Origin of the sequence: Enterovibrio makurazakiensis, assembly GCF_050336585.1 — a bacterium.
Taxonomy (GTDB): Bacteria; Pseudomonadota; Gammaproteobacteria; order Enterobacterales; family Vibrionaceae; genus Enterovibrio; species Enterovibrio gelatinilyticus.
Genome location: NZ_JAKJSE010000004.1, coordinates 453388 through 478432, shown reverse-complemented (window position 1 = coordinate 478432; position 25045 = coordinate 453388). Strand labels below are relative to the sequence as shown.

General features: G+C 45.9%; 24 protein-coding genes. 16 read left to right on the top strand and 8 right to left on the bottom strand.

The annotated features are described in order from the left end of the window. The first annotated feature begins 159 nt into the window (after window positions 1-159). From L4D06_RS02230 to L4D06_RS02215, 4 genes are all read left to right on the top strand, one after another. On the top strand, window positions 160-678 hold the full coding sequence (locus L4D06_RS02230; protein ID WP_429737711.1) for a hypothetical protein: 519 nt from the start codon (window positions 160-162) through the stop codon (window positions 676-678). Then, window positions 675-926: a hypothetical protein gene (locus L4D06_RS02225; RefSeq protein WP_429737710.1), complete on the top strand. Its 252-nt coding sequence runs from the start codon at window positions 675-677 to the stop codon at window positions 924-926. The genes L4D06_RS02230 and L4D06_RS02225 overlap by 4 nt, the downstream gene beginning before the upstream one ends. Before the next feature lie 69 nt (window positions 927-995). Then, window positions 996-1238 carry a hypothetical protein gene (locus L4D06_RS02220; protein ID WP_429737709.1) on the top strand — a complete coding sequence of 81 codons (243 nt, stop codon included), beginning with the start codon at window positions 996-998 and terminating at the stop codon, window positions 1236-1238. 184 nt (window positions 1239-1422) lie between these two features. Further along, window positions 1423-2031 (top strand): hypothetical protein, encoded by a 609-nt coding sequence (locus L4D06_RS02215; RefSeq protein ID WP_429737708.1) that lies wholly within the window; start codon window positions 1423-1425, stop codon window positions 2029-2031. A gap of 93 nt (window positions 2032-2124) precedes the next feature. On the opposite strand, the gene L4D06_RS02210 is transcribed toward L4D06_RS02215, so the two are convergent. Then, complete coding sequence (locus L4D06_RS02210; protein WP_429737707.1) at window positions 2125-3072, bottom strand: ethanolamine utilization protein EutC; 948 nt, start codon at window positions 3070-3072, stop codon at window positions 2125-2127. An 11-nt stretch (window positions 3073-3083) separates the two neighbouring features. Beyond that, the gene (locus tag L4D06_RS02205; protein ID WP_429737706.1) at window positions 3084-4040 is read right to left on the bottom strand and encodes a threonine ammonia-lyase; all 957 of its coding nucleotides are present in this window, start codon (window positions 4038-4040) and stop codon (window positions 3084-3086) included. A 207-nt stretch (window positions 4041-4247) separates the two neighbouring features. Between L4D06_RS02205 and L4D06_RS02200 the strand changes: the two genes are divergently transcribed. After that, entirely contained in the window at window positions 4248-5168 is a 921-nt protein-coding gene (locus tag L4D06_RS02200) for a LysR substrate-binding domain-containing protein (protein WP_429737705.1), read from the top strand. 79 nt (window positions 5169-5247) lie between these two features. Here the strand turns inward: L4D06_RS02200 and L4D06_RS02195 are convergent, their stop codons facing one another. Next, window positions 5248-6156, bottom strand: a complete 909-nt coding sequence (locus L4D06_RS02195; protein WP_429737704.1) for a LysR substrate-binding domain-containing protein — start codon at window positions 6154-6156, stop codon at window positions 5248-5250. Window positions 6157-6288: 132 nt separating this feature from the next. On the opposite strand from L4D06_RS02195, the gene L4D06_RS02190 reads away from it, so the two are divergent. From L4D06_RS02190 to L4D06_RS02160, 7 genes are all read left to right on the top strand, one after another. After that, window positions 6289-7443, top strand: a complete 1155-nt coding sequence (locus L4D06_RS02190) for a DSD1 family PLP-dependent enzyme (protein ID WP_429737703.1) — start codon at window positions 6289-6291, stop codon at window positions 7441-7443. After that, the gene (locus tag L4D06_RS02185) at window positions 7412-8353 is read left to right on the top strand and encodes an ornithine cyclodeaminase family protein (RefSeq protein WP_429737702.1); all 942 of its coding nucleotides are present in this window, start codon (window positions 7412-7414) and stop codon (window positions 8351-8353) included. Before L4D06_RS02190 ends, L4D06_RS02185 begins: the two co-directional genes overlap by 32 nt. A 144-nt stretch (window positions 8354-8497) precedes the next feature. Beyond that, entirely contained in the window at window positions 8498-8782 is a 285-nt protein-coding gene (locus L4D06_RS02180) for a 2Fe-2S iron-sulfur cluster-binding protein (RefSeq protein WP_274163728.1), read from the top strand. 197 nt (window positions 8783-8979) lie between these two features. Further along, entirely contained in the window at window positions 8980-9651 is a 672-nt protein-coding gene (locus tag L4D06_RS02175) for a YoaK family protein (RefSeq protein WP_274163729.1), read from the top strand. A gap of 208 nt (window positions 9652-9859) precedes the next feature. Then, window positions 9860-11128 carry an O-acetylhomoserine aminocarboxypropyltransferase/cysteine synthase family protein gene (locus L4D06_RS02170; RefSeq protein WP_274163730.1) on the top strand — a complete coding sequence of 423 codons (1269 nt, stop codon included), beginning with the start codon at window positions 9860-9862 and terminating at the stop codon, window positions 11126-11128. 143 nt (window positions 11129-11271) lie between these two features. Beyond that, entirely contained in the window at window positions 11272-11781 is a 510-nt protein-coding gene (locus tag L4D06_RS02165) for a VC2046/SO_2500 family protein (protein WP_337992903.1), read from the top strand. Window positions 11782-12048: 267 nt separating this feature from the next. Continuing rightward, window positions 12049-12723 carry an SDR family NAD(P)-dependent oxidoreductase gene (locus L4D06_RS02160; protein ID WP_274163732.1) on the top strand — a complete coding sequence of 225 codons (675 nt, stop codon included), beginning with the start codon at window positions 12049-12051 and terminating at the stop codon, window positions 12721-12723. Window positions 12724-12887: 164 nt separating this feature from the next. Here L4D06_RS02160 and adhE read toward each other — a convergent pair whose 3' ends face one another. Continuing rightward, window positions 12888-15590 (bottom strand): bifunctional acetaldehyde-CoA/alcohol dehydrogenase, encoded by a 2703-nt coding sequence (adhE, locus tag L4D06_RS02155; protein WP_274163733.1) that lies wholly within the window; start codon window positions 15588-15590, stop codon window positions 12888-12890. Between the two features lie 604 nt (window positions 15591-16194). On the opposite strand from adhE, the gene L4D06_RS02150 reads away from it, so the two are divergent. Beyond that, entirely contained in the window at window positions 16195-16836 is a 642-nt protein-coding gene (locus tag L4D06_RS02150; protein WP_274163734.1) for a YchE family NAAT transporter, read from the top strand. 157 nt (window positions 16837-16993) lie between these two features. Here L4D06_RS02150 and L4D06_RS02145 read toward each other — a convergent pair whose 3' ends face one another. Both L4D06_RS02145 and cysS read right to left on the bottom strand, forming a co-directional pair. Then, a complete protein-coding gene (locus L4D06_RS02145) occupies window positions 16994-17959 on the bottom strand; it encodes a porin (protein ID WP_429737701.1) in 966 nt (321 codons plus the stop codon). Window positions 17960-18334: 375 nt separating this feature from the next. Further along, window positions 18335-19720, bottom strand: coding sequence for a cysteine--tRNA ligase (cysS, locus tag L4D06_RS02140; RefSeq protein WP_429737725.1), 1386 nt, complete (start codon window positions 19718-19720; stop codon window positions 18335-18337). A gap of 236 nt (window positions 19721-19956) precedes the next feature. Between cysS and L4D06_RS02135 the strand changes: the two genes are divergently transcribed. The 3 genes from L4D06_RS02135 (at window position 19957) to L4D06_RS02125 (ending at window position 21995) form a co-directional block, all read left to right on the top strand. Then, complete coding sequence (locus L4D06_RS02135; protein ID WP_028025068.1) at window positions 19957-20454, top strand: peptidylprolyl isomerase; 498 nt, start codon at window positions 19957-19959, stop codon at window positions 20452-20454. 42 nt (window positions 20455-20496) lie between these two features. Further along, the gene (gene lpxH / locus L4D06_RS02130; RefSeq protein WP_274163736.1) at window positions 20497-21225 is read left to right on the top strand and encodes a UDP-2,3-diacylglucosamine diphosphatase; all 729 of its coding nucleotides are present in this window, start codon (window positions 20497-20499) and stop codon (window positions 21223-21225) included. A gap of 161 nt (window positions 21226-21386) precedes the next feature. After that, complete coding sequence (locus L4D06_RS02125) at window positions 21387-21995, top strand: EAL and HDOD domain-containing protein (protein WP_274163737.1); 609 nt, start codon at window positions 21387-21389, stop codon at window positions 21993-21995. 128 nt (window positions 21996-22123) lie between these two features. On the opposite strand, the gene L4D06_RS02120 is transcribed toward L4D06_RS02125, so the two are convergent. Together L4D06_RS02120 and aptA are read right to left on the bottom strand one after the other, a co-directional pair. After that, window positions 22124-23608 (bottom strand): CoA-acylating methylmalonate-semialdehyde dehydrogenase, encoded by a 1485-nt coding sequence (locus tag L4D06_RS02120; RefSeq protein WP_274163738.1) that lies wholly within the window; start codon window positions 23606-23608, stop codon window positions 22124-22126. A 22-nt stretch (window positions 23609-23630) separates the two neighbouring features. Next, window positions 23631-24965, bottom strand: a complete 1335-nt coding sequence (aptA, locus tag L4D06_RS02115; protein WP_429737700.1) for an omega-aminotransferase AptA — start codon at window positions 24963-24965, stop codon at window positions 23631-23633. Window positions 24966-25045: the final 80 nt, after the last annotated feature.

The window sequence follows — 25045 nt, the reverse complement described above, 5'->3', positions numbered from 1 at the left end:
AAGCGATGAAACTGATTGGTCTGTTTATTTCTTGGGGTGACTGTCCTCGGTATCAAAAGCAGCTTAGACTATGATCCTATATTGTCTGGTGCGGATTCCTATGCTGAACATATGGGGTCACGATACGGCAGTGGTATAGAGCTACAATGACCAAATAACATGGGCTCTCCTGGTAATTTATTTGGTGCTGCAGTCGCAGCGGCTATCCATGCTGTAGCTGCGAGTTCATTGCAAGATGAAATTGGCAACATTCAACAAAGCAAACCCAAAGATGTAGATGAGCCTCTTGATGCTAGCTATGAAAGAGAAACAAAATACGATGGCGAACCAACACAATTCGATGATGATATAGTATCGGTTGAGCTCAAACCTACTAAAGGTAGCCCTAATAGACTGGGAGACCATGATGGTCATAGAATACGCATCACCTTAGAGAATGGAACGATAATTGATGTTGATAGAACCCGCTCAAAAGAGGAACTAGACGATCCGAGGAATCCATCTGGTAAAAAAACACGTAAAAGATTCAAGTGGGCTTTAGACAATAAGGGAGAAAAAAGAGAGCCACAACCTAAAGAGTTGGAAATGCTAAATGATGCGATTAAGGGTAGTAAAAAATCATCTGAAACGTCTGAGGATGATAGCAGTAGCAGTGATGATGGGTGGGGAGGACGATGATTGATTCTATAACGAAGAACCGGGTTATTGTTGAGTTGGACGACAAGGGTTGTCCTTTCATCGAAATAACCGAATATAATGATGCAGATGAATTAGAAGATATTCTTTCTGAAGAATTTAATTTAATTTTTCTAGTTAGCTATCACGAAACATTTAAAAAACATGGCGGAAAACGCTTTCATTTCAGTTCATTAGTTGACCAAGGAAAATTACAGAAAGTCTTAGATTCGATTGAGCTGAATGAATAATGATCCAACACTATAATCTATATATTTCGATAGATATAACACAACCACAAACCACGGATAAAACCCACAATGATTGACAGTATCACAGAAGGGAAAATAACGGTAGAAATAGATGAGACACATTGCCCTTTTGTAGATGTAAGTTGCGCTAATGACGCTGATAGACTGGCAGATAAATTAACAAAAATATATTATATATTATTTTATTTTGCTTATTACGAACACTTAAACGAGCATCAAGGAAAAAGACTAGAGTTTGGTGCATTAGTCGACCCTCAAAGACTACAAGAAATAATAGACACCATAGAGTAATCATAGGATTAGGAGCGAATTAGCGGGACAGACACTCAAAACCAGCTTGCCTTAATGTCATGAGACTTCGACTGGACAGTCCGCACCTCACACAATCGACATCGTATTTCGTTCTATGGGATCGGGAGATGGCATAGTATTTCGGATATACATATCCACCAGACTGTCGAGAAAAGGAGTTCTCATGAGGTGTTCAAGCTGTGGGGATGATTTCCCAGCCAAAGAAACCAGCGTGATTGATTCGAGCCGCTATTGCACTGACTGCAAAAACGACCTTTTTGCCCCTTCAAGCAAAAAGATGAGCGAGAAGCTGGTCGAAAAACTGGAAAAGAAAGAAAAAGTGAAGGTGAAAACCAATCGCGTTGGGCGTGTGGAGTATTTCTTCAATTCCTTTGGTACATGGATAATGTTACCCGCCCTGATAAACAGCAATATCCCAAAACATTCCGATTTACGTTTATTCCATACTCACGTTGAAGCGTCTACACATCTCTCCGTTTCTATTACCCCTTTAGAATCGTGGCTATGGTTGCTACCCGTGATTGTTTCTCTACTTTTCACGATGGGAAGAGTGAAGGATCTTAATTGGCCAGTGAACACGGCTTTTCTTCTTTGGACACCGATAACTACCCTATTGCTTTCACTCATTCCAGGAACACGCGGTGAGAACGGATATGGATTAGAACCTAAAAAACCAAACATATTCATTTCTATCATTGCTGTACTCGCAAGCATCCCCTATTTGGTACTGGTTGTTTTGCTCACGCTAGGCCTGTTGAGTGAGTTTACTTAGCTACCTCAATCTTTTGCGTGCTACGGGGACAGACACTCTAGACGGCTGAGGCTTCCTACTAAGCCGCAAAAGATCGACGGGATACGCCGCGATTTACTCCGGCATTCTCGCCAAACAATATTCTGAGATTGCCAAGTCTAATTTAGCGATGCCTGTCAAATCACAGATTGTAATACCAGGACTTGGCCCTCGAAGCACATCCCCTAATTCAATGGGCGTAAATGCCTCCCCAATCATATCGTCGGATATTCCCTTTAGCTCACCCAAGACGGCAGACTGACTGATGTCATCGCATACCCAACGGTTGCTTTCTAACACCAAAGCTTCTTCCAACTCTCGCTTTTCTGCACTATCAGACCCCATTGCAACAATCAGAAGATCACGGGACTGACGAGTACCGAATACCGCTTCTTTATGCAGTACAGGCGTTCGACTGGTGGTTGCTGTGATCACCAAGTCGGCATTAGCCATTGCAAGCGCCTCATCCGTAAAATAGGCCACCTTGATACCATGCGTGTCTAACGCCCAGTCGACAAAACACTTAAGACTTTCGGTGTTTCTACCAAAACTTCTGATTTCTTTGGGTTGCCTTACGAGCATTAGCGCAGAGAGTTGCATTCTCGCCTGTCGTCCTGTTCCGACTATCACCGCGATGTCGAGCGTTTGCGGGGCAAGTAAATCGATGGCATACCCGCCCGCTGCTGCTGTGCGTATCTGGGTCAAATAGCCATTGTCTGCAAGTACCGCCTTTAATTGACCCGAGGCTGAGTCATACACTGCGTTCATACCGTGTGTCTCGGAGACATTGCCTCCGTTGGGGCGGTAATTGCCCGCCATTTTCACCACAAAGTGCTTTTTCAATGCCGTGTAAAATGACTTCACACACAGTAGGCCATTCAACGGTGCCAACATCATCTGCTGCACAGGAGGTTGGCAGGTAAATGCAGCACCCTCTGACTGAAATGCTGCACCCATTTCAACAATCACATCACTATTTAGCGAGACAAGGTTGCGAATGTCCGCTTCGTTCATAAACACCATATTCCCACCCTTTATGACTGCGCAGAAAAATCACGGTTACGCCCGCTGACAACGCAAAGGATCTGTTTTCCCTCGCGCCTCTCCCCGTCGGTCAAGGCAGCTGCCAGCGTAATCGCGCCGCACGGTTCAGTTGCGAGTCCAAGATAGGATTCCAACATATTCATGGATGCACGAACCTCATCATCGGACACCGCGATGAAACGGCTAACATTTCCCTTCACTATCGGCCAAGTAAGCTCGCCCGGCATTGGGTGTGGAGGAAGAATCGCATCACAGATAGAGGGGCCAGTTTGCGCATAATGTGTCCGTTGGCCTTTGTTCATCGAGTTAAACCAAGGCCGAGATACGTCTGATTCCACCCCCACTATTTCACAACGAGGAAAATGTTTGGCAATGGCTATCGACACGCCAGCGAGATACCCACCGCCAGACGCTGGCACATAACAATAGTCAGGTGTGATATGTCGGCTATGACAATAATCGACCATCTCAAGACCACTTGTACCCTGACCCGCAATAACTTCTGGATGGTCATAAGGGCGGATCAGAGACAGTCCCTGTTCTTTCTCATAGTGTTCGGCAATCGCCTCCCTGGTTTCAGTTTCAGGATCAAACAAGACAACATCGGCACCCAATAATCGTGTGTTCTCAATTTTTACAGCGTTCGTTGTCTTGGGCATGATGATGACACTTCTCACGCCAAACGTTAGGCCTGCATAGGCCACCGCCTGCGCATGGTTACCCGTGGAAAAGGCAACAACACCTGCCTGTTTTTGCGCGTCAGAGAGCGTCGACACAGCATTGATTGCCCCTCGAAGCTTAAATGCACCTGTTGGGCATAAACAGTCAGCCTTCATGAAAACAGATCCCTTCATGTGCTTATCGAGTAACGGTGACGAGAGCATAGGGGTAACGTCCATATAAGGTTGGATATTGTCTCTTGCTTCAATCAACATCTGATAGTTCATTTACCTTTCCTTGAGTCTGTTTAAAAGCGCGAGCCCCAGCAACCGATGTTCCTGCATAAGTGATTTTGGCAATGTCATTCCACTATTTAGAGTCTAGAGCGTGACAAAACGAAAACAATCAGGATTTCTCGCTAACACACTTTAGAAAATCTTAACTATTATGATGAGATAAAAGAAAACTATTCACGAAGGTCAAGGCAAACGACGATGCCAATATTTCCATCAATGAACGGACTGCGTGTATTTGAAGCAGTTGGGAAACATCAGAGTATCCGACAGGCAGCCAAAACACTCCACATCAGCGAATCTGCGGTTAGCCAGCAAATTAAAAACCTCGAAGAACGTTTGCAGGTAAAGCTAATTGAAAAGGTTGGGCGAGACATACAACTCACCGAAAAAGGCGCGCTGTTTTATCCCTTCATAAAAAACGGTATGGCTGCCTTTTCGGAAGGGCTCTGCGCACTTGAAGAAGCGCAAAGTGATCAATTAGTCACGATATCAGTCATCCCTTCTATGGCGAAATGGTTGATACATAAGCTCCCTGATTTCCACCGCTCCAACCCTGGCATTCGTGTCCGTGTGCATTCAAGCAATACACAAGTTGATGAACACAATGTTGAGGTAGATTTTTCCTTACGATTCGGTTTAGGCAACTATAAGGGCATGGTGGCGACACCAATCTTGCACGACAAAATCGTGATAGTCGCAGCGCCATCAATAATGACAAGCGACAAAGGAAAGACAGAGCATGAGAACGCACTTTCTCTGCCTTGGCTTGGCTATCACGCCAAAGACATTGATGATATCAATCACGCTATTCAGAGGTTTACAGGGGATACAACTCAAAATATCGCGAAATTATCATCCGAAATTGATGTTAATGACGCAGTGTATGTTTTAGAAGCGGCAATATCCGGTCAAGGGATCGCCGTAACCAGGCACACGATGGCAGTTCAATATTTGGCATCTGCACAGCTTGATTGCTTATTTGAAATGCCCACCTTTACCACATTCAGTTACTTCATTGTTCACCCCAAAAAACGACCTTTATCTAAAGAAACGGACATATTCAGCCGTTGGCTAAAAAACAACCTCGTTAAAGATTTTCCAGAGTTGGCATTTTATTAGCGTCATACCCAAATCGCCTCAAGGCAGTGACAGATACTGACAGACCTCGCTATATGTATCGGAACCTTCTACCCGCCGTTCATTGCCACGGTGCTGGGGATAATCTTTCTTTTAATAACTCTATAAATCCAGAGATACGTGCAGAACGCTCTTTCTCTTGGCTACCTAATAAAGCAACGATGTTTGCATCAGGTAATAAGTAATTTGGTAACAACCGTATAAGTTCACCATTATTTATCTGGGGTTGGACATCCCACTCTGAACGCATAATGATTCCTAAGCCGGCTCTCGCCCAATCTTTAATCACTCGACCTTCATTGCTAGCAAGTGATGGGGTGATCCGCATGACTTCATGCTTTCCATTTGAACCATCAGTAAACTGCCATAAGGTGACATCTTCATTATTCTCTCGTAATGCAATGCATTGATGTTTAGTGAGGTCTTGAGGTGTATCCGGGTATCCCATTTCCTGTACATATTTTGGAGAGGCGCATATATAGCGTTGATTTGACGCAAGTGTGATCATCTTTAACGACGAGTCATTCAACGCACCAATATAGATGATGATGTCCCACTTATGGTGACTCGACCAATTAGGATTGTCAGACAGTTCCAGTTCAATATCGAGCTGAGGATGCTGAGATTTGTACTCGCCCAGTAATGGCGCTACATAGTCATTGCCAAAGCCAAGAGGTGCTAAGACCCTTAACGTCCCACATACCTGCTCTTTCCTCTCATCAATCTGTTCTTGTAACTCGTCCAGCCCTCTGAGAATAACAACGCCTTTGTCATGCAGTAGCTGGCCCTCCTCTGTCAGACTCACGATACGAGATGGTCGTTGGATCAGCGTGACCGATAGTTTTCGTTCGATATGTTGAAGCCTGAGCGTCACGGAGGGCGGTGTAATATTCATTGCTCTCGCTGCATCAGCCAGCGTTTTGTGGCTTGCAATCGTTACGATGAATCTTAAGTCTTCAGAGGTGATCATTAGGTTTCAACCTAATCAATTAGTTAATAAATATTAATGTAAAACAAAATGTGTTTTTTGGATACTGATTGTCAGACGGGAAATTGAATACACCACTGAGTGTTTGACCACTGATGCATTAGGCAGATGATTATGTTCAAGAATTCGGAATTTAAACATAACGACGAGACGCTAGATACGCCATTTTTGTTTGTTGATAAGCAAATCTTTCTTAGAAACCTAGAAAGACTACGCAAAGAAATTGAAGGTCTTGGGGCGGCATTAAGACCACATTTTAAAACTGTTAAATCGCTCGATGCGGCGCCCTATCTATTGCTTGAAAAGGCTTCCCCCATCACGGTCTCGACCGTGAAAGAAGCCGAAGCACTCGCTAGTGAAGGCTATACCAACATCATCTATGCAGTTGGGATTTCCGCTGAAAAATTACCACGAGTGCACCAACTCCTTTCTAAAGGCGTCGAGATCAGGGTGTTGCTGGATACGGTAGAACAAGCGCAAATTCTGAATCAATACGGCAACGATAACCACTGCACTGTCCCTGTCTTAATAGAAATCGACTGTGACGGCCATCGCGGAGGCATTCGACCAGATAGCCCCTTGCTGATTAACATCGCACAGTTATTACACCACGGCTCAGCGGATTTTCAAGGGGTACTCACCCATGCTGGCGAGTCTTATCTCTGTTTTGACCAAGCCTCTTTACGCGCTGCCGCTGACAATGAAGTGAAAGCTGCGCTAAAAGCGGCTAATCATCTTCGCTGCGCTGATATTCCGTGCGAAATTGTCAGTATTGGCTCCACACCGACAGCGCACAGTTACCAAGACCTAAACGGCATTACGGAAGTAAGAGCGGGTGTCTATGGCTTTTTCGATTTGGTCATGGCTGGGATTGGCGTGTGCAATATCAACGATATTGCCGCAAGCGTGGTCACGACGGTAATAGGCCATAACAAAGAAAAAGGCTGGTTGTTTATCGATGCGGGATGGATGGCACTTTCTTCTGATCGAGGTACCGCCAACCAACCCAAAGACTGCGGGTATGGTTTGCTCATTGACAGATCCGGAAAGTTACTCCTTCACCATCAGGTCATCACGGTCAATCAAGAACACGGTATTGTCGGTTCAGTAGATGGTAGCTCTATCGATTTTGACGCGTACCCTGTTGGCTGCCGTTTGCATGTTTTACCGAACCACGCTTGCGCCACAGCTTCAATGCACGCCCACTATCATGTTTTTGATACACATGATAATTCTCATGAAGTCTGGACGCGAATATTGGGGTGGTAAGATGATTTATTTAGACGAGAACCAAACCGCACAACTTATCTCTCACGATCTAGCTTATATTGCCGTAAAAGAGGCGCTTGTTGCCGCGACTCGCAACGAAACAAGGCTATTCCCGGTTGTAAATGCTTCAGGCCCACAAACTGACTCTGTGTTTTCATTAAAGTCAGCTTGTACATCAACGTTGGTGGGTTGGAAAACTGGCACCTACTGGCCTGATAACCAAAATATACCTTGTCACGGTACAACTGTTTTTTTGTTAAGCCCACAAACTGGGGAATTGGTCGCTGCGGTTGCTGCAAGCAAGGTGAATGCCTATCGTACTGCTGCTGCGGACGCGGTAGCTGTTGACTACCTCGCTCGAAAAGATGCCTCAGTATTAAGTGTGTTCGGAACCGGGCATCAAGCAGAGTATGAAGTCTTAGCCATTTCAGCTGTTCGACAAATTTCCCGAGTCATTGTGGTTGGGAGAAACAAAAGCAATACGGAGAGTTTTGTTGGCCGACTCGCTAAGCAAGGAGTACCAGCGGAAGCTGGAACCGCTCAGTTTGCATGTGAGCATGCAGACATTATTGTGACAGCAACCACGGCCAAAGAGCCGTTATTCGTCGCTGATTGGGTAAAGGCTGGCACTCATATTTCTGCGATGGGCGCCGATAAAATTGGAAAGCAGGAATTGCCCGTAGCGCTATATCAATATGCGAAGTTATATTGTGATCATAAGCCGCAGTCACTTGTTATTGGGGAGTTCCAGCACACTCAAGATGCATCAATCACTGAAATAGGTAAGGTTATAGCTGGTGAATCTGCTGGCCGTGAATCAGCCAATGATATTACTGTTTTCGATAGTTCAGGTATTGCTGTCCAAGATCTGTTTGTTGCGGCCAAATTGATCGAGTTAAGTCAAAAGTAAGCAATGATTGAGAGCTAGCTCCATTCTTAGATACCAACCCATACATGAAAATACCGGGGGGTGATTAATGCCCAAATGCAAAGTCTGTGGCTAGCGACTACCCTTTTAGATACTGCCTTGAGTTAATACAAAAAAGGGATAGCTATGCCAACCGTTACATTCGGTCATACAGGACATTCAGTGCAACTTTCCAGCGGAGGTTCTCTGATCGATTTAGAAGATGCAGGACAAAGTGAAGTACCGTTCGGTTGTCGTTCAGCAGCATGTGGAACCTGCGCCATTGACGTAACCGCAGGTATGAACAACCTAAGCCCCAAAAATGAAGAAGAAATCGATCTGCTTGATACCTTAAATATGGACGGTGATAAGCGTCGATTAGCTTGCCAATGCAGTGTATACGGTGACATTACGATCGTTCCCGTGAACTGATCGTCCTCATTCAACTAGACGCCATCATTCTGCTAGAGGCCGATTGTTGTCTTGCACCTGAGTCTCGAACCGCTTTCTGTTCGAGCTTTTGATCTAAACCGCGTGATCAGACGCGGTTTAATGTAAAATATCCCCTCTGTTAATCGGCTTATCGCCGAGCTTTTCGTCTTACCTCTCATGCCAAAATAGGTTCACACGTGATATCCAAGCTTCCCAAATGGGTTGAGTATGGGGCATTTGTTCTTGCCCTCACCGCCGGTTGCGTTAATGGCATTGGATTGCTCGGATTTGAGCATCAAGCCATTTCTCATCTATCAGGTACTGCCACATTGATCGGCACGGATTTGATTAACAGCCACCCTGCGCAACTCGTTCACTTGTCGAGTATTCTTGCTGGATTCTTTGGTGGTGCGTTACTTTCAGGTTTCATTTTGAAAGATGGCACGCTGGCCCTAGGCCGACGTTATGATGTGCTTCTGTTAGTTGAAGCTGCGTTGCTGTTTGGCGCGGTTTATCCCATGCAACAAAACGCGGTTTATGGGCTTTATTTAGCTGCCGCTGCGTGCGGTATTCAAAATGGATTGGTGACGAGTTATAGCGGAGCCATTGTTCGCACCACCCATATTACGGGCATCATTACGGATTTGGGGTTGATGTTTGGTGCCAAGTTGCGAGGGCAACCTATTAACCGCCGTAAATTGGTCTTATTTGTCGTCATTGCCATTGGTTTCATCTTGGGGGGCACATTCAGTGCCGTTATTTTCCCTCTGATTGGCGCTTGGTCTTTCGCCGTACCCGCAACGGTGTGTCTGTTACTTGCAATGATTTATCGCATTCACATGAGGCAAATCAGCGTTCGTCTTCGCTAGCGTTTCTCCATAAAAACTTGACCACAGCCCATCATGTCACTGCGCCGATTGCAGGCGCAGTCCCTGCGTTTAACCCCCAACCAAACATTTCAATAGTGATACTGCCGAAGGTTGACCAAAAGACAGGTCAAAAACTTGAGCAGGTGCAACTTTACCGCCTAGGCTTTCTGTCATATTACCGAATCTCTGTTTGTTTCAAGGAAGAACAATGAAAGACGAAACTCTGTCCATTCATGCTGGGTACGAAACTGACCCAACCACAAAATCTGTTGCGACACCTATCTACCAGACTGTTGCTTATGAATTTGATAGCGCCCAGCACGGTGCCGATCTGTTCAACCTTGCTGTTCCTGGCAACATTTACACTCGTATTATGAACCCGACAAACGATGTGCTTGAGCAACGCATGGCAGCTTTGGAAGGTGGTATAGCGGGTCTGGTGGTCAGTGCGGGCAGTGCGGCTATCAATTACGCCATTCAAACTTTGGCGGAAATTGGTGACAACATCGTTTCTACGCCACAGCTTTATGGTGGAACATACACCTTGTTTGCACACATGCTGCCAAAGCAAGGTATCGAAGTTCGCTTTGCCAAAGACGACAAGCCAGAGAGCCTGGCGGCGCTGATTGATGAAAACACGAAAGCGGTTTACTGCGAAAGTATTGGCAACCCTGCTGGCAACATCATTGACTTGGCGAAGGTCGCTGAACTTGCACACGCACAAGGTGTACCTGTGATTGTGGATAACACGGTTGCGACGCCAGTTCTGTGTAAACCCATTGAGCATGGTGCAGATATCGTTGTTCACTCTCTGACCAAATACATTGGCGGCCATGGCACTACTTTAGGTGGCGTGATTGTGGATTCAGGCAAATTCCCTTGGGCACAACACAAAGCGCGATTCCCAGTACTTAACCAACCAGAGGCGGCATACCACGGCGTGGTTTACACCGAAGCATTTGGTGATGCAGCGTTCATTGGCCGTGCCCGTACCGTACCATTGAGAAACACAGGTGCCGCACTTTCTCCGATGAATGCGTTTATGTTGATGCAAGGGCTAGAAACACTCTCATTGCGCATGGAACGCCATGTGGAGAATGCATTGAAAGTGGCGGAATACCTGCAAAGTCACGAGAAAGTCAGCTGGGTAAGCTATGCAGGTTTACCTGATTCAGAGCACCATGCACTTGCTCAGAAATACATGAAAGGGCAACCTTCTGCCATTCTTTCATTTGGTATGAAAGACGGTTACGACGCTGGTGTGCGTTTCTACGATGCTTTGGCATTGTTCAAGCGCTTGGTTAACATTGGTGATGCTAAATCACTGGCGTGTCACCCTGCGTCAACCACGCATCGCCAGTTGAGCGAACAGGAGCAGGCTCAAGCAGGTGTTTCTCCTGAGATGATTCGCCTGTCAGTTGGCATCGAACACATCGATGACATCATTGCCGATCTGGAACAAGCACTAAACGCCTAACACCAGAACAAAAAAACGCTAATGAAGCTCACCTAGGTGGGCTTTACTTGTTTCTAACGCTCAGATAAAAAACAAAAAAATCATTAAAGCTTTTCGTTTTCTCGTCGATAAACAGGATGTATCCAGAAAAACGAAAGAGAATGATGCAAATCCACGCGCTCGACAAAGCCCAACTCATTACTGATGTACAGCTAGGTGACCACCTAAGTCATGCTGTTACGCAGGGGCGTCGCTCGGATTTCGCTTTGATGCTTGCACTACTTTCTGGGGACGCAACAGAGACAACGCCACTCAATCCCCCATTTCCAGAAAAAGCGACAGAATCAGATCTTCGCTATGCACTAAATTTGCCTGAACCGACCCGTTTGGTGGCTGAGGAAAGAGATTATGAATTGTGTGGAACGCAAGCCGACGCATTCCACAAAGCAGGCATTGCAAGTGCAAGGTTCAATCACTGTGTGACCCCGTCAGCACTACATTTTCCTGCCTCTGGAACCCACGATTTGGGTGAGGATGTTTATCATAATCTCTCGGGACACCAGAGAAGACAGCTTGCTGCTGAAAATTCGAAGACTACCGAACTCGATCCTGTAAACCTTTACAATCAACTAGTGCTTGCTAAACGCTATCAAGAGCTGAACGTGAAAGCTTAACTAATTGATTTAAAAAGACAACAAGAAACCCATACCATAAGTAACCCACACGTACAACTTCTTCCACCGCAAAAAACATAACTGTGATCACTTACTAAAAAAATCATTTTGCACACAGTTTGCACACCCTTTTTTGAACAATTTAATACCACTTTCTCAGATCATGGTCCAAGATTGTTATCCACCCATGAAAAAGCTGGGTATAAGTTGTTAATGAATGTCGTATAACAATGGTATAAGTCGTCATTAATCGAGTAAGGTCAAACAATGGATATCGCAAAATCCGTCATTGTGATTACTGCAGCAGGCACCCCGACTGGACGTGCTATGGCTGAATATTTCTGCAAGCTCAACGCTCGTGTCGCACTCGTCGACACGGAACGTGAAAAGCTTCAGACAACCTACGATTCGTGCATGAGAACAGGGGGAATCTGTTACTCATTCTCTCTGGCTAATCGAAGTGTTGAAAATATTTCGTTGCTGTTTGAGGAAATTAATCGCGAGATGGGTGCGGTGGACGTGTTACTTAACTACTGGCAAGCCAGTTGTCTCCCCAGTTTATTAGCAAGCAATGATACGGTTGACCAAACCATTGCTGACATCGCCTCTAATCTATACCTCTTTGGACGCGGCGCAGCATTCAACATGCTCGACAGAGGGCGGAAAGGGGTCATTGTTAACATTCCTGGAGTTCAAACTGAGATAGGAAAAGAGCAAAGCCTCGATTGCTCAAATGCGGTCATTCGTGGTTTAACACGTAGTTGGGCACAAGAATTAGAACATGCAAACATACGCGTTGGAGGTGTACTTCCGCGTATGCGTCACTATGACAACGGTAATGTCCATCACCATCCCGCCGTTAATTACGACATGATTGATGGTGCCGCATATATCGTAGAAAACGACAGTTTCACCGGCCGGATCTTAGAAGCAGCCAGTTAATCGGCAGGTGAATTTAGCCGTTGCCGCTTCTATGCCCTTTTATTGAAATGACCAAATCAGGCCATGCACTCACGTTCATTGTCAGGCTTTCATTAATTCAAAGGGTATTGCCACTGCCAATAAAAAAGCCCGCTTTCGCGGGCTTTTCTTTTTACTTCAAATCATTACGCTTTCGCTGATTCTTTCTTCGCTTTTTCAGCTGGTTTAGCCGTTTCGCGGTCTTCTCTCTTCTTGATAACAGTCGTACCTTCGAAGGTTTCACCTTCAACGAATGCGGTACCGTAGAAAGAAGACATTAGCACTTCTTTTAGCTCAGTGATAAGTGGGTAACGTGGGTTCGCACCAGTACATTGGTCATCGAACGCTTCTACCGCTAGCTCATCAAGTTTCGCTAGGAAATCAGTCTCAGAGACGCCTGCCGCCTGGATAGACAGTGGAATATCTAGGTTCAGTTTCAGTTCTTCCAACCAAGCGAGTAGACGCTCAATTTTCTGAGCTGTACGGTCAGTTGGTTTCGCAAGACCCAAGTGCTCAGCAACTTCCGCATAGCGACGACGTGCTTGTGGGCGGTCGTACTGAGAGAAAGCAGTCTGCTTAGTTGGGTTGTCGTTCGCGTTGTAACGAACCACGTTAGAAATCAGTAGTGCGTTCGCCAGACCGTGTGGTAGGTGGAACTCAGCACCGACTTTGTGCGCCATAGAGTGACATACACCTAGGAATGCGTTAGCAAACGCGATACCTGCGATGGTTGCTGCATTGTGCACTTTCTCACGAGCGATTGGGTCAGTTGCACCGTTCGCGTAGCTTGATGGTAGGTATTCTTTCAGCATCTTCAGAGCTTGAAGCGCTTGGCCATCAGAGTATTCGTTCGCCAGTACAGAAACGTAAGCTTCTAGTGCGTGAGTCACTGCATCGTAACCACCGAATGCGGTTAGCGACTTAGGCATGTTCATCACTAGGTTCGCATCTACGATTGCCATGTGTGGCGTTAGTTCGTAGTCAGCAAGTGGGTATTTTGCGCCAGTCTTGTCGTCAGTAACAACCGCGAAAGGTGTTACTTCTGAACCTGTACCAGACGTGGTAGTGATACATACCAACTCAGCTTTCTTACCCATTTTAGGGAACTTGTAGATACGTTTACGGATATCCATAAAGCGCATTGCTAGTTCTTCAAAATGCGTTTCTGGGTGCTCGTACATTACCCACATGATTTTCGCTGCATCCATCGGTGAACCGCCGCCTAGTGCGATGATTACGTCAGGTTGGAAGCTCTGCATTGCTGCAGCACCTTTCTCTACAACAGACAATGTTGGGTCAGCTTCTACTTCGAAGAACGTTTGAACTTCCATGCCCTGTGCTTTAAGCAGCGCAACGATTTCGTCAGAGTAACCGTTGTTGAACAAGAAGCGGTCAGTCACGATCATCGCGCGTTTTTTGCCTTCCAAATCGCCTAGTGCGATTGGCAAGCTACCACGACGGAAGTAGATAGATTTAGGTAGTTTGTGCCACAGCATATTCTCAGCTCGCTTCGCTACAGTCTTCTTGTTGATAAGGTGCTTAGGACCAACGTTCTCAGAGATTGAGTTACCGCCCCAAGAACCACAACCCAAGGTCAGTGATGGTGCAACGTTAAAGTTGTACAGGTCACCGATACCACCGTGAGTGGTTGGGATGTTGATAAGAATACGAGCTGTTTTTAGCTTGTCGCCGAAGTAACGAATACGATCTTCGTTAACGTCTTGGTCAGTGTACAGACCAGAGGTGTGGCCGATACCGCCGATTTCAACCATGGTCACAGCTTGTGCAACAGCATCTTCGAAATCATCAGCGCGGAACAAACCTAGTGTTGGAGACAGTTTCTCATGTGCGAACTCGTCGTCATAAGAGACTTTGCCTAGGCCTTCACCGATAAGCACTTTGGTGTCTGCTGGTACAGTTACGCCTGCCATTTCTGCAATTTTAACTGCTGGTTGACCAACAATTTTTGCGTTCAATGCGCCATCAATCAAAAGTACTTTACGAACTTTCGCTGCGTCAGCTTTACCCAGCACGTGTGCTTTGTGAGAAGCAAAACGCTCTTTCACTTCGTCGTAAACTGAATCAACAACGATTGCTGCTTGCTCAGAAGCACACACAACACCGTTATCGAACGTTTTAGACATCAGGATAGAAGCAACTGCACGCTTAATGTCAGCTGTTTCGTCGATAACAACAGGAACGTTACCTGCACCAACACCGATAGCTGGTTTACCTGAAGAGTAAGCTGCTTTCACCATGCCTGGACCACCAGTTGCAAGGATCAAGTTGATGTCGTCGTGCTTCATCAGCGCATTAGAAAGCTCTACAGAAGGCTCATCAATCCAGCTGATGATATCTTTTGGTGCGCCTGCAGCAACTGCAGCATCAAGAACTAGCTTCGCCGCATCGTTCGTTGAGTTTTTAGCACGTGGGTGTGGTGAGAAGATAATGCCGTTACGTGTCTTCAAAGAGATTAGAGATTTGAAGATAGCAGTTGAAGTTGGGTTGGTCGTTGGGACGATACCGCAGATGATGCCCACTGGCTCAGCGATAGTGAAAGTACCGAACTCGTCGTTCTCTTCCAAAATGCCGCAGGTTTTTTCATCTTTGTATTTGTTGTAGATAAATTCAGAAGCGAAGTGGTTTTTGATCACTTTGTCTTCGACAATACCCATGCCAGATTCAGCAACAGCCTGTTGAGCTAGAGGAATACGGGCATTGTTAGCAGCCAGAGATGCAGCGCGGAAAATCTTGTCTACTTGCTCTTGTGAGTAAGTTGCAAATTCTTTCTGCGCTTTCTTTACACGCTCAACCATTGCGTTGAGTTCGGCTACGTTAGTTACAGGCATAGTTGTCTCCTACATACCTAAAGTTCAAAAATTATTTAGTAACTACATGCTCATTTAGTTAGAGGCCTAAGTAACTCACATCGTCCTGTGAGTCTTAGAAAGCATTTAGTAAATAACTTTCAAAACTGATTATAGATTTTCAGAGGAGCAGAAAGTTGATCCGGATCATGTGTAGTAAACTTTCATAAAGTTTTTCACTTACCGCTCAAATTTTAACCAAAAAGCTCTACAATCACTGTTTTGAAAGCGTAATTCCACAAACAAACTACGTGAATGTAACACATGTGCATTGTGTCTCACACATATGTATAACTCCTTTTCACCACGAAATCAGGGGAAGATATTCATATGTGACCTCGATCACACATACTCTTGCAGTCATAGGTGTATCTATTAGTTGCCACAGTAAATTTTCTGATTACATTTAGTACACTTAGTTAAATTTCGGCACTTTTAACCGCTAATTCCCTTTTCAGCCAAAAACCATCAAGCATGCTGATATCTACTCATTGGCATTTATCATTTCAACGCTATACTAGCGCCCGAGATCGAACTTTTGCGATCGACATCAACGTACGTCTTGTTCACTTGCGAGTGATTGGAAATGAATAGCATCGAGCTTGTAATATTTTTTCAGTTTTTTATCGGGTTGTTTGCTGCGGTAAACCCTCTTGGCATCATGCCAATCTTTGTTTCGCTAACCGCCCACTTAGACCCTGCCGAGCGAAATAAAACCGCTTACACCGCCAGTATTGCCGTTGCCGCCATTCTTGTGGTGTCTCTACTTGCGGGGCAACTCCTGTTAGATGTATTTAGCATTTCGCTGGACTCCTTCAGGGTGGCTGGCGGTATGCTTCTTGTCAGCATCGCGTTTACCATGATGAATGGTAAATTGGGTGAGGATAAACAGAACAAACAAGAACAGTCAGAGTCCATCAGTCGCGAACAAATTGGCGTCGTGCCGTTGGCAATGCCACTTCTTGCGGGCCCTGGCGCAATAAGTTCAACCATTGTTTACTCAAGTCGCTACCCGACATCTGTCGACACCGTTGGCTTAATCGTCACAATCTGTATCTTTACGGCAGGCATTTGGGGACTGTTTCGACTGGCGCCAGCCATCGTGAAGTTTCTCGGCCAAACCGGAATCAACGTGATCACTCGTATCATGGGCTTGATTCTTGGCGCTCTCGGTATTGAATTTATTGCCAACGGTATGCGTGCTCTGTTTCCTGGCTTGGGTGGCTAGCCCAAACTACAAAAGCACCACAATGACAAGAATGACAAGGAGGCAGCCAATAGCGCCTCCTTTTCCTTTTAGGGAAACCTCACAGACAACCAGACCCACCCATTAATACCAAATCCCCTTTCAAGAAACCCCTTCAATACCAAACCAAGCGATAGCGTTAAAACATGTAACGTGCACCAGCCTGAAATTGGTCGTCGTTTGCTTGCCCATCAAGACGATTAAATTCATAACCGGCATAAGCAACAAAATCACTGGTCACGTTATAAACGCCCTCGACCGCATTGTAATTAACACTGTATTCACCACGTTGCGATGCAGGAAAATCTGATGTGCGATAGTTGTAGACATAGCGAAAGATGAAATCATTCACCGTGTACGCCGTAGCAATTTCGAAGCCACTCACATCGGTATGATCCACTTCGCCATTAACGTAAACCCCACCAATGTAAACCCCCCCAAGCGTGTATGCTGCAGTGATATTGTATTGCTCAGCGTCCAAGTTATTCTGTTCACCGGACACATAGCCCACACCCAGTTGCAGCCCGATTGGCGCGCTATAGAACATTGAACCACCAGCGCTATAATTTCCTTTTGAATCGTCTCTAACGTAATTCACTGTCGCGGTCATATTTAATGGCAACTGAGCGAGATACACGAAGTTGTTCTCCAGCTCATCTTCATTCCCTGTGATGATATCTGACGCGCTGCCACCAAAGGTTTCCATAATGTCAGTCACATTGGTAAGAATGACCTGAGAAGAATCTTGCTGACCATAGGAAAACGCGCCATAAGACGTACCAACGCCTACATACATATAGCGATTCTTGCTATCTGAACTGTCTGAGTAAATCTCCCCACTGTAATAACCAAACACTTTGATCGAATCTGTAACTTGTGTGCTTCCATCAATATTTCCTCTGATTCGACTTATGTCATCAAAAGAATTGTTTGGTTCTGTATTGCCGTCCTCCGACAGCTTGTTGGCATCCGACACATTGAAACGCGCTTCAATACGCCCTGTCACTTTAAGAGAAGACTCATCGGTTGAATATACTGTGTAGGCATAAGACGTTGACGAAATGAGCGAGCCAAGGATAGCCGTGGTGAGGAAGGTATTATTCATGATCGATCCTTAATGATTTGCTTTGTATTTAACGAACAAATCGAGCCGAACATCATCATCACTTGTCGCCTTGTTTACACCTCGGGCGTAGCGATTCAGACTCAATAACATCAACTGAAAGGATGGAATATAGGGAGAATATGCTTGTGTAATTTTTGAGAAAATATACACCTTCAGTTCGATGCATTCGCGCTCATAAAATTGGACGCATTATATCAATCTGTTAGTGACATGTAGGCGCAGTTCGGCGCTTGTAGAGAGAGCAAGGTTTGGCGGTAGGGATATAGAAAAATCGTATAGGATGACCCTGTGGATAATCAATAAAAAACGGAGCCTAAGCTCCGTTCAGTATTTTCGATTCTGGGTAATTCGCGTTTACTTACGACGCCAACTTGTTCCACCCGCACCGTCTTCTAAGACAATGCCCATTTCGGTAAGTGCGTCACGCGCTGCATCAGCCGCAGCCCAATCTTTGCTTGCACGCGCATCGTTACGCGCTTTGATCAGACCTTCAATTTTCGCGACTTCATCATCACCACCTTCTGCGTTACCTTGCAAGAAAGCTTCTGGCTCTTGGCCCAATAGACCAAGTACGTCTGCCAACTCACGCATGCGCGCTGCCAGTTTCGCAGCAGAAGATTCATCTTCCGCTTTCAAACGGTTAATTTCTCGCGCCATATCAAACAGCACTGAGTAAGCTTCTGGGGTGTTGAAATCATCATCCATAGCGGCTTTAAAGCGCTCTACAAATGCTTCTCCACCTTCAGCTGCCACAGACAAATCTAAACCGCGCAGTGACGTGTATAAACGCTCAACCGCAGAGCGTGCCTGCTTGAGGTTTTCTTCACTGTAATTTAGTTGGCTACGGTAGTGACCTGACATCAAGAAGTAACGCACGGTTTCAGCATCGTAATGACCCAAAACATCACGAATAGTAAAGAAGTTCCCCAGCGACTTTGACATCTTTTCGCGGTCAACCATCACCATGCCACTGTGCATCCAAGTATTCACATATTGTGTGTCATGGGCGCAGCAAGACTGCGCGATTTCGTTTTCATGGTGTGGGAAAGTGAGATCTGAACCGCCGCCGTGAATATCGAAATGGTTACCCAAGATTGCTGAGTTCATTGCAGAACATTCAATGTGCCAACCTGGACGACCTGCGCCCCATGGTGACTCCCATGTAGGTTCACCCGGCTTTGACATTTTCCACAAAACGAAATCAAGTGGGCTCTTTTTCGCTTCTTCAATGTTAACGCGTGCGCCAGCTTGCAGCTGATCCAAATCTTGGCGAGACAGCTTGCCGTAATCGTCAAACTTCGCGACTTCAAACAGCACATCGCCATTTGAGGCAACGTATGCGAAACCACGTTCAATAAGACGTTCAACCAACTCGATAATTTCAGCAATGAATTCTGTCGCGCGCGGTTCAACATCTGGGCGCATCATGTTCAATGCATCAAAGTCAGCGTGCATTTCGCCAATCAAACGGTTTGTCAGCGAATCACAGCTTTCACCGTTTTCAGCGGCACGTTTAATGATCTTGTCGTCAATATCAGTGATATTACGAACAAACTTCAGGTCATAACCCGAAAAACGCAAGTAACGCGATACCACATCAAAGGAAACAAACGTACGACCATGACCAATGTGACACAAATCGTAGATGGTAACCCCACACACATACATGCCAACTTTGCCTGGCTCAATTGGTTTGAATTCTTCTTTTTTCTTCGTGAGGGAGTTGTAAATTTTCAACATGGCTGTCGGGTTACCCATTCCAGTAATTAACGTCATTTAATAACTGCATATTACACCTTTTCCTTTCATTTAAGGCAAGGCTATATACCTAAGCGATTTGAGGATGTTGAAATTCAGACCAATCTGCACTCACCTTCCCCTTCTGCGCGGTTTTTTCTGTCGCTATCGGTTGAATGTGGCGCTCGTTGGGATAGAATCATTCATCTAAAGCTAAATGCTCTTTTAAGGAACACAACATGGTTACGCTTCATACCAATTTTGGTGACATCAAAATCCAACTTAACGCAGAAAAAGCTCCGGCGACTGCAGAAAACTTCCTGCAATACTGCCGCGACGGTTTCTACAACGGCACTCTGTTCCACCGTGTTATTGATGGTTTCATGATCCAAGGCGGCGGCATGACCTCTGGCATGGAAGAAAAAGAATCACGTTCGCCAATCAAAAATGAAGCGAATAATGGTCTGAGCAACAAAATTGGTACGCTAGCAATGGCACGTACCATGGAACCGCATTCAGCGAGCTCGCAGTTCTTTATCAACGTGGGTAACAACACCTTCCTAGACCACAAATCTGAGTCAATGGACGGTTGGGGTTACTGCGTATTTGGTGAAGTGGTTGAAGGTATGGACGTAGTCAACAAGATCAAAGATGTCGCAACTGGAAACTGGGGCTACGTACACCAAGATGTGCCTGTTGAAGAAGTAATGATCAACAGCGTAACCATCGAAGAATAAGGTGGCAATGGGCAGTGGCTTTGGCCTCTGCCCTTTATATTTATGACCGTACTATTTATTGCAGACCTCCATCTTAGTCCAACACATCCAGACATTACCGATTGCTTCTTCCGTTTTATGGAACAAGAAGCGCCGTCTGCCAGCGCGCTCTATGTGCTTGGGGATTTATTCGAGTCATGGATAGGTGACGACGAAAATACGCCGCTACAATGTGATGTCGCCGACGCCTTTAAAGCGCTGAATGATAAAGGCGTGCCGATCTATTTCATTCACGGCAACCGCGATTTCATGATTGGAAAGCGCTTTGCAAAATCTGCTGGCATGACACTGCTTCCTGAACACCATGTCATTGACTTATTTGGTGAGCCAACGCTTATCATGCATGGTGATACGTTATGTATCCAAGATGAAGGCTACCAACGCTATCGCAAAAAAGTTCATAACAAGTTTGCCCAATGGTTGTTCCGTCGATTACCCCTATCAACACGACAAAAAATTGGTCTAAAGATCCGCTCTAGCAGCACGTCAAACAAGCAAATAAAACCACAAGACATCATGGATGTTGACTCAGATGAGGTCATCCGAGTCATGCAAGCCTATGGTGTAAAACAACTTATTCATGGGCATACCCACAGACCCAATATCCACAATTTGTCACTCGGGACTGATCTCGCTCAACGAATTGTACTTGGTGATTGGTACACTCAAGGCTCCGTACTTTCTTGCACCTCCGAAGGTTGCACCCTAGAAACGCGAAAGTTCGGAAAATAAGCGATAAGAATATCAATGGTTGCTGACACATTAGGATTGAAAAGTACTCTCCGCTTAATTATTTTTCATCACGAAATATCAGTCTTAACTCACCCTCTCAAATCTGAGAATTGATATACACTTAGTTTTACACTCTTTATTTACAGGTACCGTGGCTTTCTATGAGTTTGAACCTTGCAAGACAAGCGATCTATGACGCTCAAAAGCACCTTGTCGCTTACGAGTTTTTGTTTCGAGATGGACTTCGAGACGCGTTTCCTTGCATTGATGCTCACATTGCCACACAAAGCATACTCGACGATCTCTTTTTGGAAGGGAATCTGACAGATGAAGCGATTTCTAATGGCCTGCCCTGCTTTGTGAATTTTTGCTACAACAGTTTACTCAGTGACATTGCACTGCAGTACCCTGCACAAAACCTTGTTATCGAGGTGCTCGAAGACTGCACCGCAGACAACGCATTATATGAAAAACTCGTCGATTTAAAGGCTAAGGGATACCGCATCGCGCTCGATGATTTTATCCCTTCCAATGACTGGATTCCTTTTCTGGCACTTGCCGATATCATCAAAATCGATTTTCGCGCGCTATCATTAGATTCCATTACCCAGTTTGTTCAAGACTATGGTGAAGCGTTCAATTTTCAGCTCCTGGCAGAGAAAATTGAAACTCAAGAAGAATATCAATTTGCACGTAAGCTCGGGTTTGACCTGTTCCAAGGGTATCAACTCAGTAAGCCTGAGCGACTTGAATACCCATTTGTTGCGTGACTTAAGCAAAACAGTTCCAGATACTGTCTGCTGATGAAACAAAGAAGGAGCCTACTGGCTCCTTCTTTGTTTCATCTTGTTGTGTAGCGACGTTGCGTTTTCTACTGCTGTTTTAGAGTACGTAAAGGCTATTTCATTGTCGGCATGACAAAATCTGCATCGGCACGAATACCCGTTGGCCATCTCGCGGTAATCGCCTTACGGCGGGTGTAGAAACGCACACCATCAGGGCCGTGCATGTGAAGCGGGCCAAAGAGCGATCGCTTCCAACCGCCAAAACTATGAAAAGCCATGGGCACAGGAATAGGTACATTCACGCCGACCATGCCTACTTGAATTTCATGGCAGAACTGCCTTGCTGCATCACCATTTTGCGTAAAAATAGCCGTACCATTGCCGAACTCATGCTCATTGATGAGTTTTACGGCTGCGGCATAGTCCGGAACACGCACGATTGCGAGTACGGGGCCAAAGATCTCGTCGCGATAAATCGTCATGTCTTCTGTGACGTTATCAAATAAGCATCCACCCAAGAAGAAGCCATCTCCGCCTTCAGGTGTCACTCCACGACCATCAACCACGAGCGTTGCACCTTCAGCGACACCCGTCGCCACATAGCCTTCCACTTTTTTTAGGTGTTCTGCCGTCACCAAAGGTCCCATTTCCATCCCTTCAATAACGCCATTCCCGACTCGAAGCTCTTTCACTTTCGGTGCCAGTTTTTCGATCAAGGTGTCCGCAACATGGCCAACAGCGACAGCGACAGAAATCGCCATACAACGCTCTCCCGCAGAACCATACGCTGCGCCCATTAGCGCGGCAACCGTCTGGTCAAGATCGGCATCTGGCATCACCACCATGTGGTTTTTTGCACCGCCCAATGCTTGAACGCGTTTGCCGTGTGCAGACGCCGTGCTGTAGATATATTCTGCAATCGGTGTTGAACCCACAAAGCTTACCGCTTGCACATCTGGATGAGTCAGCAATACATCTACCGCTTCTTTATCACCGTTCACGACGTTAAAGACGCCATCTGGTAATCCGGCTTCGGTCAATAGCTCTGCTATACGCAACGTGGAACTTGGATCTTTCTCCGATGGCTTCATCACGAAAGTATTTCCACACGCGATAGCAATGGGAAACATCCACATCGGCACCATGATCGGAAAGTTGAACGGCGAAATCCCTGTTACCACACCCAGTGGCTGATTAAGCGACCAGGCATCAATGCCAGAACCAATCTGCTCTGTCATCTCACCTTTCAGAAGGTGCGGGATACCACAGGCGAACTCAACCACTTCCAAACCACGAGTCAGCTCACCTTTCGCATCATCAAGCACTTTTCCATGCTCTTTTGTGATTAGCGCTGCCAGTTCATCGATGTGTTCTTCTACCAGCGCTTTAAACTTGAACAGCACGCGAGCACGACGAAGCGGTGATGTTTCCGACCATGTTGGAAATGCCGCTTTTGCCGACGCGATAGCGGACTCTGTTTCAGACACCGAGGCTAACGAGACTTCTCCAGACACCTTTCCAGTCGCAGGGTTAAACAAGGATTGTTTTCTCTCGCTTGCCGCTGTGTATTTACCATCAATGTAATGTGTTACAGACATATCCATATATTCCTTTATTAACTCATAACGCGTTTTTGATGGCGCGTTCCAGCGTGCTTACCATCTGATCAATATGTTTGGATTCCAAAATCAACGGTGGAGACATGGCAATAATATCGCCAGATCCGCGCACCAGCACACCATCGTAGAAACAGCGAGTAAAGACATCGTAGCCTCTCTTGCCGACTCCTTTATCACCAGGTGCGAGTTGAATACCGGCAATCAGTCCGGTGTTTCTTACATCAATCACATTGGAGTGGCTGGCAAGCGAGTGCACAGCGTCCTCCCACTCGGTTTCCATTTCCCTTGCATGTTCAAACAGCTTTTCGTCTCGATAAATGTTCAACGACGCCAGTGCTGCTGCTGATGCGACAGGGTGCCCTGAATAGGTATAACCATGAAAGAACTCGATCGTATCTTCAGGCGCTTGCATACACGCGTCATAAATACGCTCACTCACCAACACTGCGCCCATTGGGATAGCGCCGTTGGTCAAGGCTTTTGCTGTAGTAATCATGTCGGGAGTGACATCCCAACGTTGCGCGGCGAAAGCATCACCGACGCGACCAAAGCCTGTGATCACTTCATCAAAAATGAGCAAAATGTCATGCTTCAGGGTGATTTCACGAAGACGTTTCAAATAACCTACTGGCGGCAACACCACTCCGCCCGAGCCTGACATGGGTTCGACAATAACAGCGGCGATATTCTCTGCACCATGAAGAGCAATGAGTTGCTCTAGGGCGTCCGCTTTTTCAATACCGTGCTCTGGTAATCCTTTTGAAAACGCATTTCTCTGCATGTCTAAGGTGTGGGGTAAATGCGCCACACTCGGTAAGAGTTGTCCGTTAAACGCTTTGCGATTATTCACCATACCGCCGACAGAAATTCCGCCAAATCCCGTACCGTGATAGCCCAACTCACGACCGATCAGCATGGTTCGATTGGCATGACCTCGAGCGCGCTGATAAGCCAATGCAATTTTGAGGGCGGTATCACCGGCTTCAGACCCAGAGTTCGCAAAAAAAACGCGGTTAAGATCGCCTGGCGCCATTTCAGCTAAACGTTCTGCTAATTCAAAAGGCAATGGGTGTCCCATCTGAAACGTCGGTGCATAATCCAACTCAGTGATTTGACGACTCACCGCTTCAGAAATTTCACGTCGACTATGCCCAGCGTTACAACACCAAAGCCCAGCAGTCGCATCAAGAACAGAGTTCCCCTCAATGTCCTCGTAATACATTCCTTTAGCTTTCACGAGTAAACGTGGCGTCTCTTTGTATTGACGATTTGCGGTGAAAGGCATCCAGAAATTATCCAGCGTGACGCCCTCTTTGTGTGGTTTTTGCACTGCCATAGTCAAGTATCCTTCCATGCCGTCATTCTTGTTAATGAGTTGTTGCTAGGTGCGCATCATTTGCAATACTATGTCAAATA

Bases quoted from the DNA above. Each gene is read 5' to 3' on its own strand.
- L4D06_RS02225 (WP_429737710.1), top strand. From the start codon at position 675: ATGATTGATTCTATAACGAAGAACCGGGTTATTGTTGAGTTGGACGAC.
- lpxH (WP_274163736.1), top strand. From the start codon at position 20,497: ATGACCGTACTATTTATTGCAGACCTCCATCTTAGTCCAACACATCCA.
- L4D06_RS02145 (WP_429737701.1), bottom strand. From the start codon at position 17,959: ATGAATAATACCTTCCTCACCACGGCTATCCTTGGCTCGCTCATTTCG.
- cysS (WP_429737725.1), bottom strand. From the start codon at position 19,720: ATGTTGAAAATTTACAACTCCCTCACGAAGAAAAAAGAAGAATTCAAA.
- L4D06_RS02215 (WP_429737708.1), top strand. From the start codon at position 1,423: ATGAGGTGTTCAAGCTGTGGGGATGATTTCCCAGCCAAAGAAACCAGC.
- L4D06_RS02195 (WP_429737704.1), bottom strand. From the start codon at position 6,156: ATGATCACCTCTGAAGACTTAAGATTCATCGTAACGATTGCAAGCCAC.
- L4D06_RS02185 (WP_429737702.1), top strand. From the start codon at position 7,412: ATGAAGTCTGGACGCGAATATTGGGGTGGTAAGATGATTTATTTAGAC.
- L4D06_RS02170 (WP_274163730.1), top strand. From the start codon at position 9,860: ATGAAAGACGAAACTCTGTCCATTCATGCTGGGTACGAAACTGACCCA.
- L4D06_RS02135 (WP_028025068.1), top strand. From the start codon at position 19,957: ATGGTTACGCTTCATACCAATTTTGGTGACATCAAAATCCAACTTAAC.
- L4D06_RS02220 (WP_429737709.1), top strand. From the start codon at position 996: ATGATTGACAGTATCACAGAAGGGAAAATAACGGTAGAAATAGATGAG.
- L4D06_RS02190 (WP_429737703.1), top strand. From the start codon at position 6,289: ATGTTCAAGAATTCGGAATTTAAACATAACGACGAGACGCTAGATACG.
- L4D06_RS02165 (WP_337992903.1), top strand. From the start codon at position 11,272: ATGCAAATCCACGCGCTCGACAAAGCCCAACTCATTACTGATGTACAG.
- aptA (WP_429737700.1), bottom strand. From the start codon at position 24,965: ATGGCAGTGCAAAAACCACACAAAGAGGGCGTCACGCTGGATAATTTC.
- L4D06_RS02200 (WP_429737705.1), top strand. From the start codon at position 4,248: ATGCCAATATTTCCATCAATGAACGGACTGCGTGTATTTGAAGCAGTT.
- L4D06_RS02230 (WP_429737711.1), top strand. From the start codon at position 160: ATGGGCTCTCCTGGTAATTTATTTGGTGCTGCAGTCGCAGCGGCTATC.
- L4D06_RS02210 (WP_429737707.1), bottom strand. From the start codon at position 3,072: ATGGTGTTTATGAACGAAGCGGACATTCGCAACCTTGTCTCGCTAAAT.
- L4D06_RS02180 (WP_274163728.1), top strand. From the start codon at position 8,498: ATGCCAACCGTTACATTCGGTCATACAGGACATTCAGTGCAACTTTCC.
- L4D06_RS02205 (WP_429737706.1), bottom strand. From the start codon at position 4,040: ATGAACTATCAGATGTTGATTGAAGCAAGAGACAATATCCAACCTTAT.
- adhE (WP_274163733.1), bottom strand. From the start codon at position 15,590: ATGCCTGTAACTAACGTAGCCGAACTCAACGCAATGGTTGAGCGTGTA.
- L4D06_RS02120 (WP_274163738.1), bottom strand. From the start codon at position 23,608: ATGTCTGTAACACATTACATTGATGGTAAATACACAGCGGCAAGCGAG.
- L4D06_RS02160 (WP_274163732.1), top strand. From the start codon at position 12,049: ATGGATATCGCAAAATCCGTCATTGTGATTACTGCAGCAGGCACCCCG.
- L4D06_RS02125 (WP_274163737.1), top strand. From the start codon at position 21,387: ATGAGTTTGAACCTTGCAAGACAAGCGATCTATGACGCTCAAAAGCAC.
- L4D06_RS02150 (WP_274163734.1), top strand. From the start codon at position 16,195: ATGAATAGCATCGAGCTTGTAATATTTTTTCAGTTTTTTATCGGGTTG.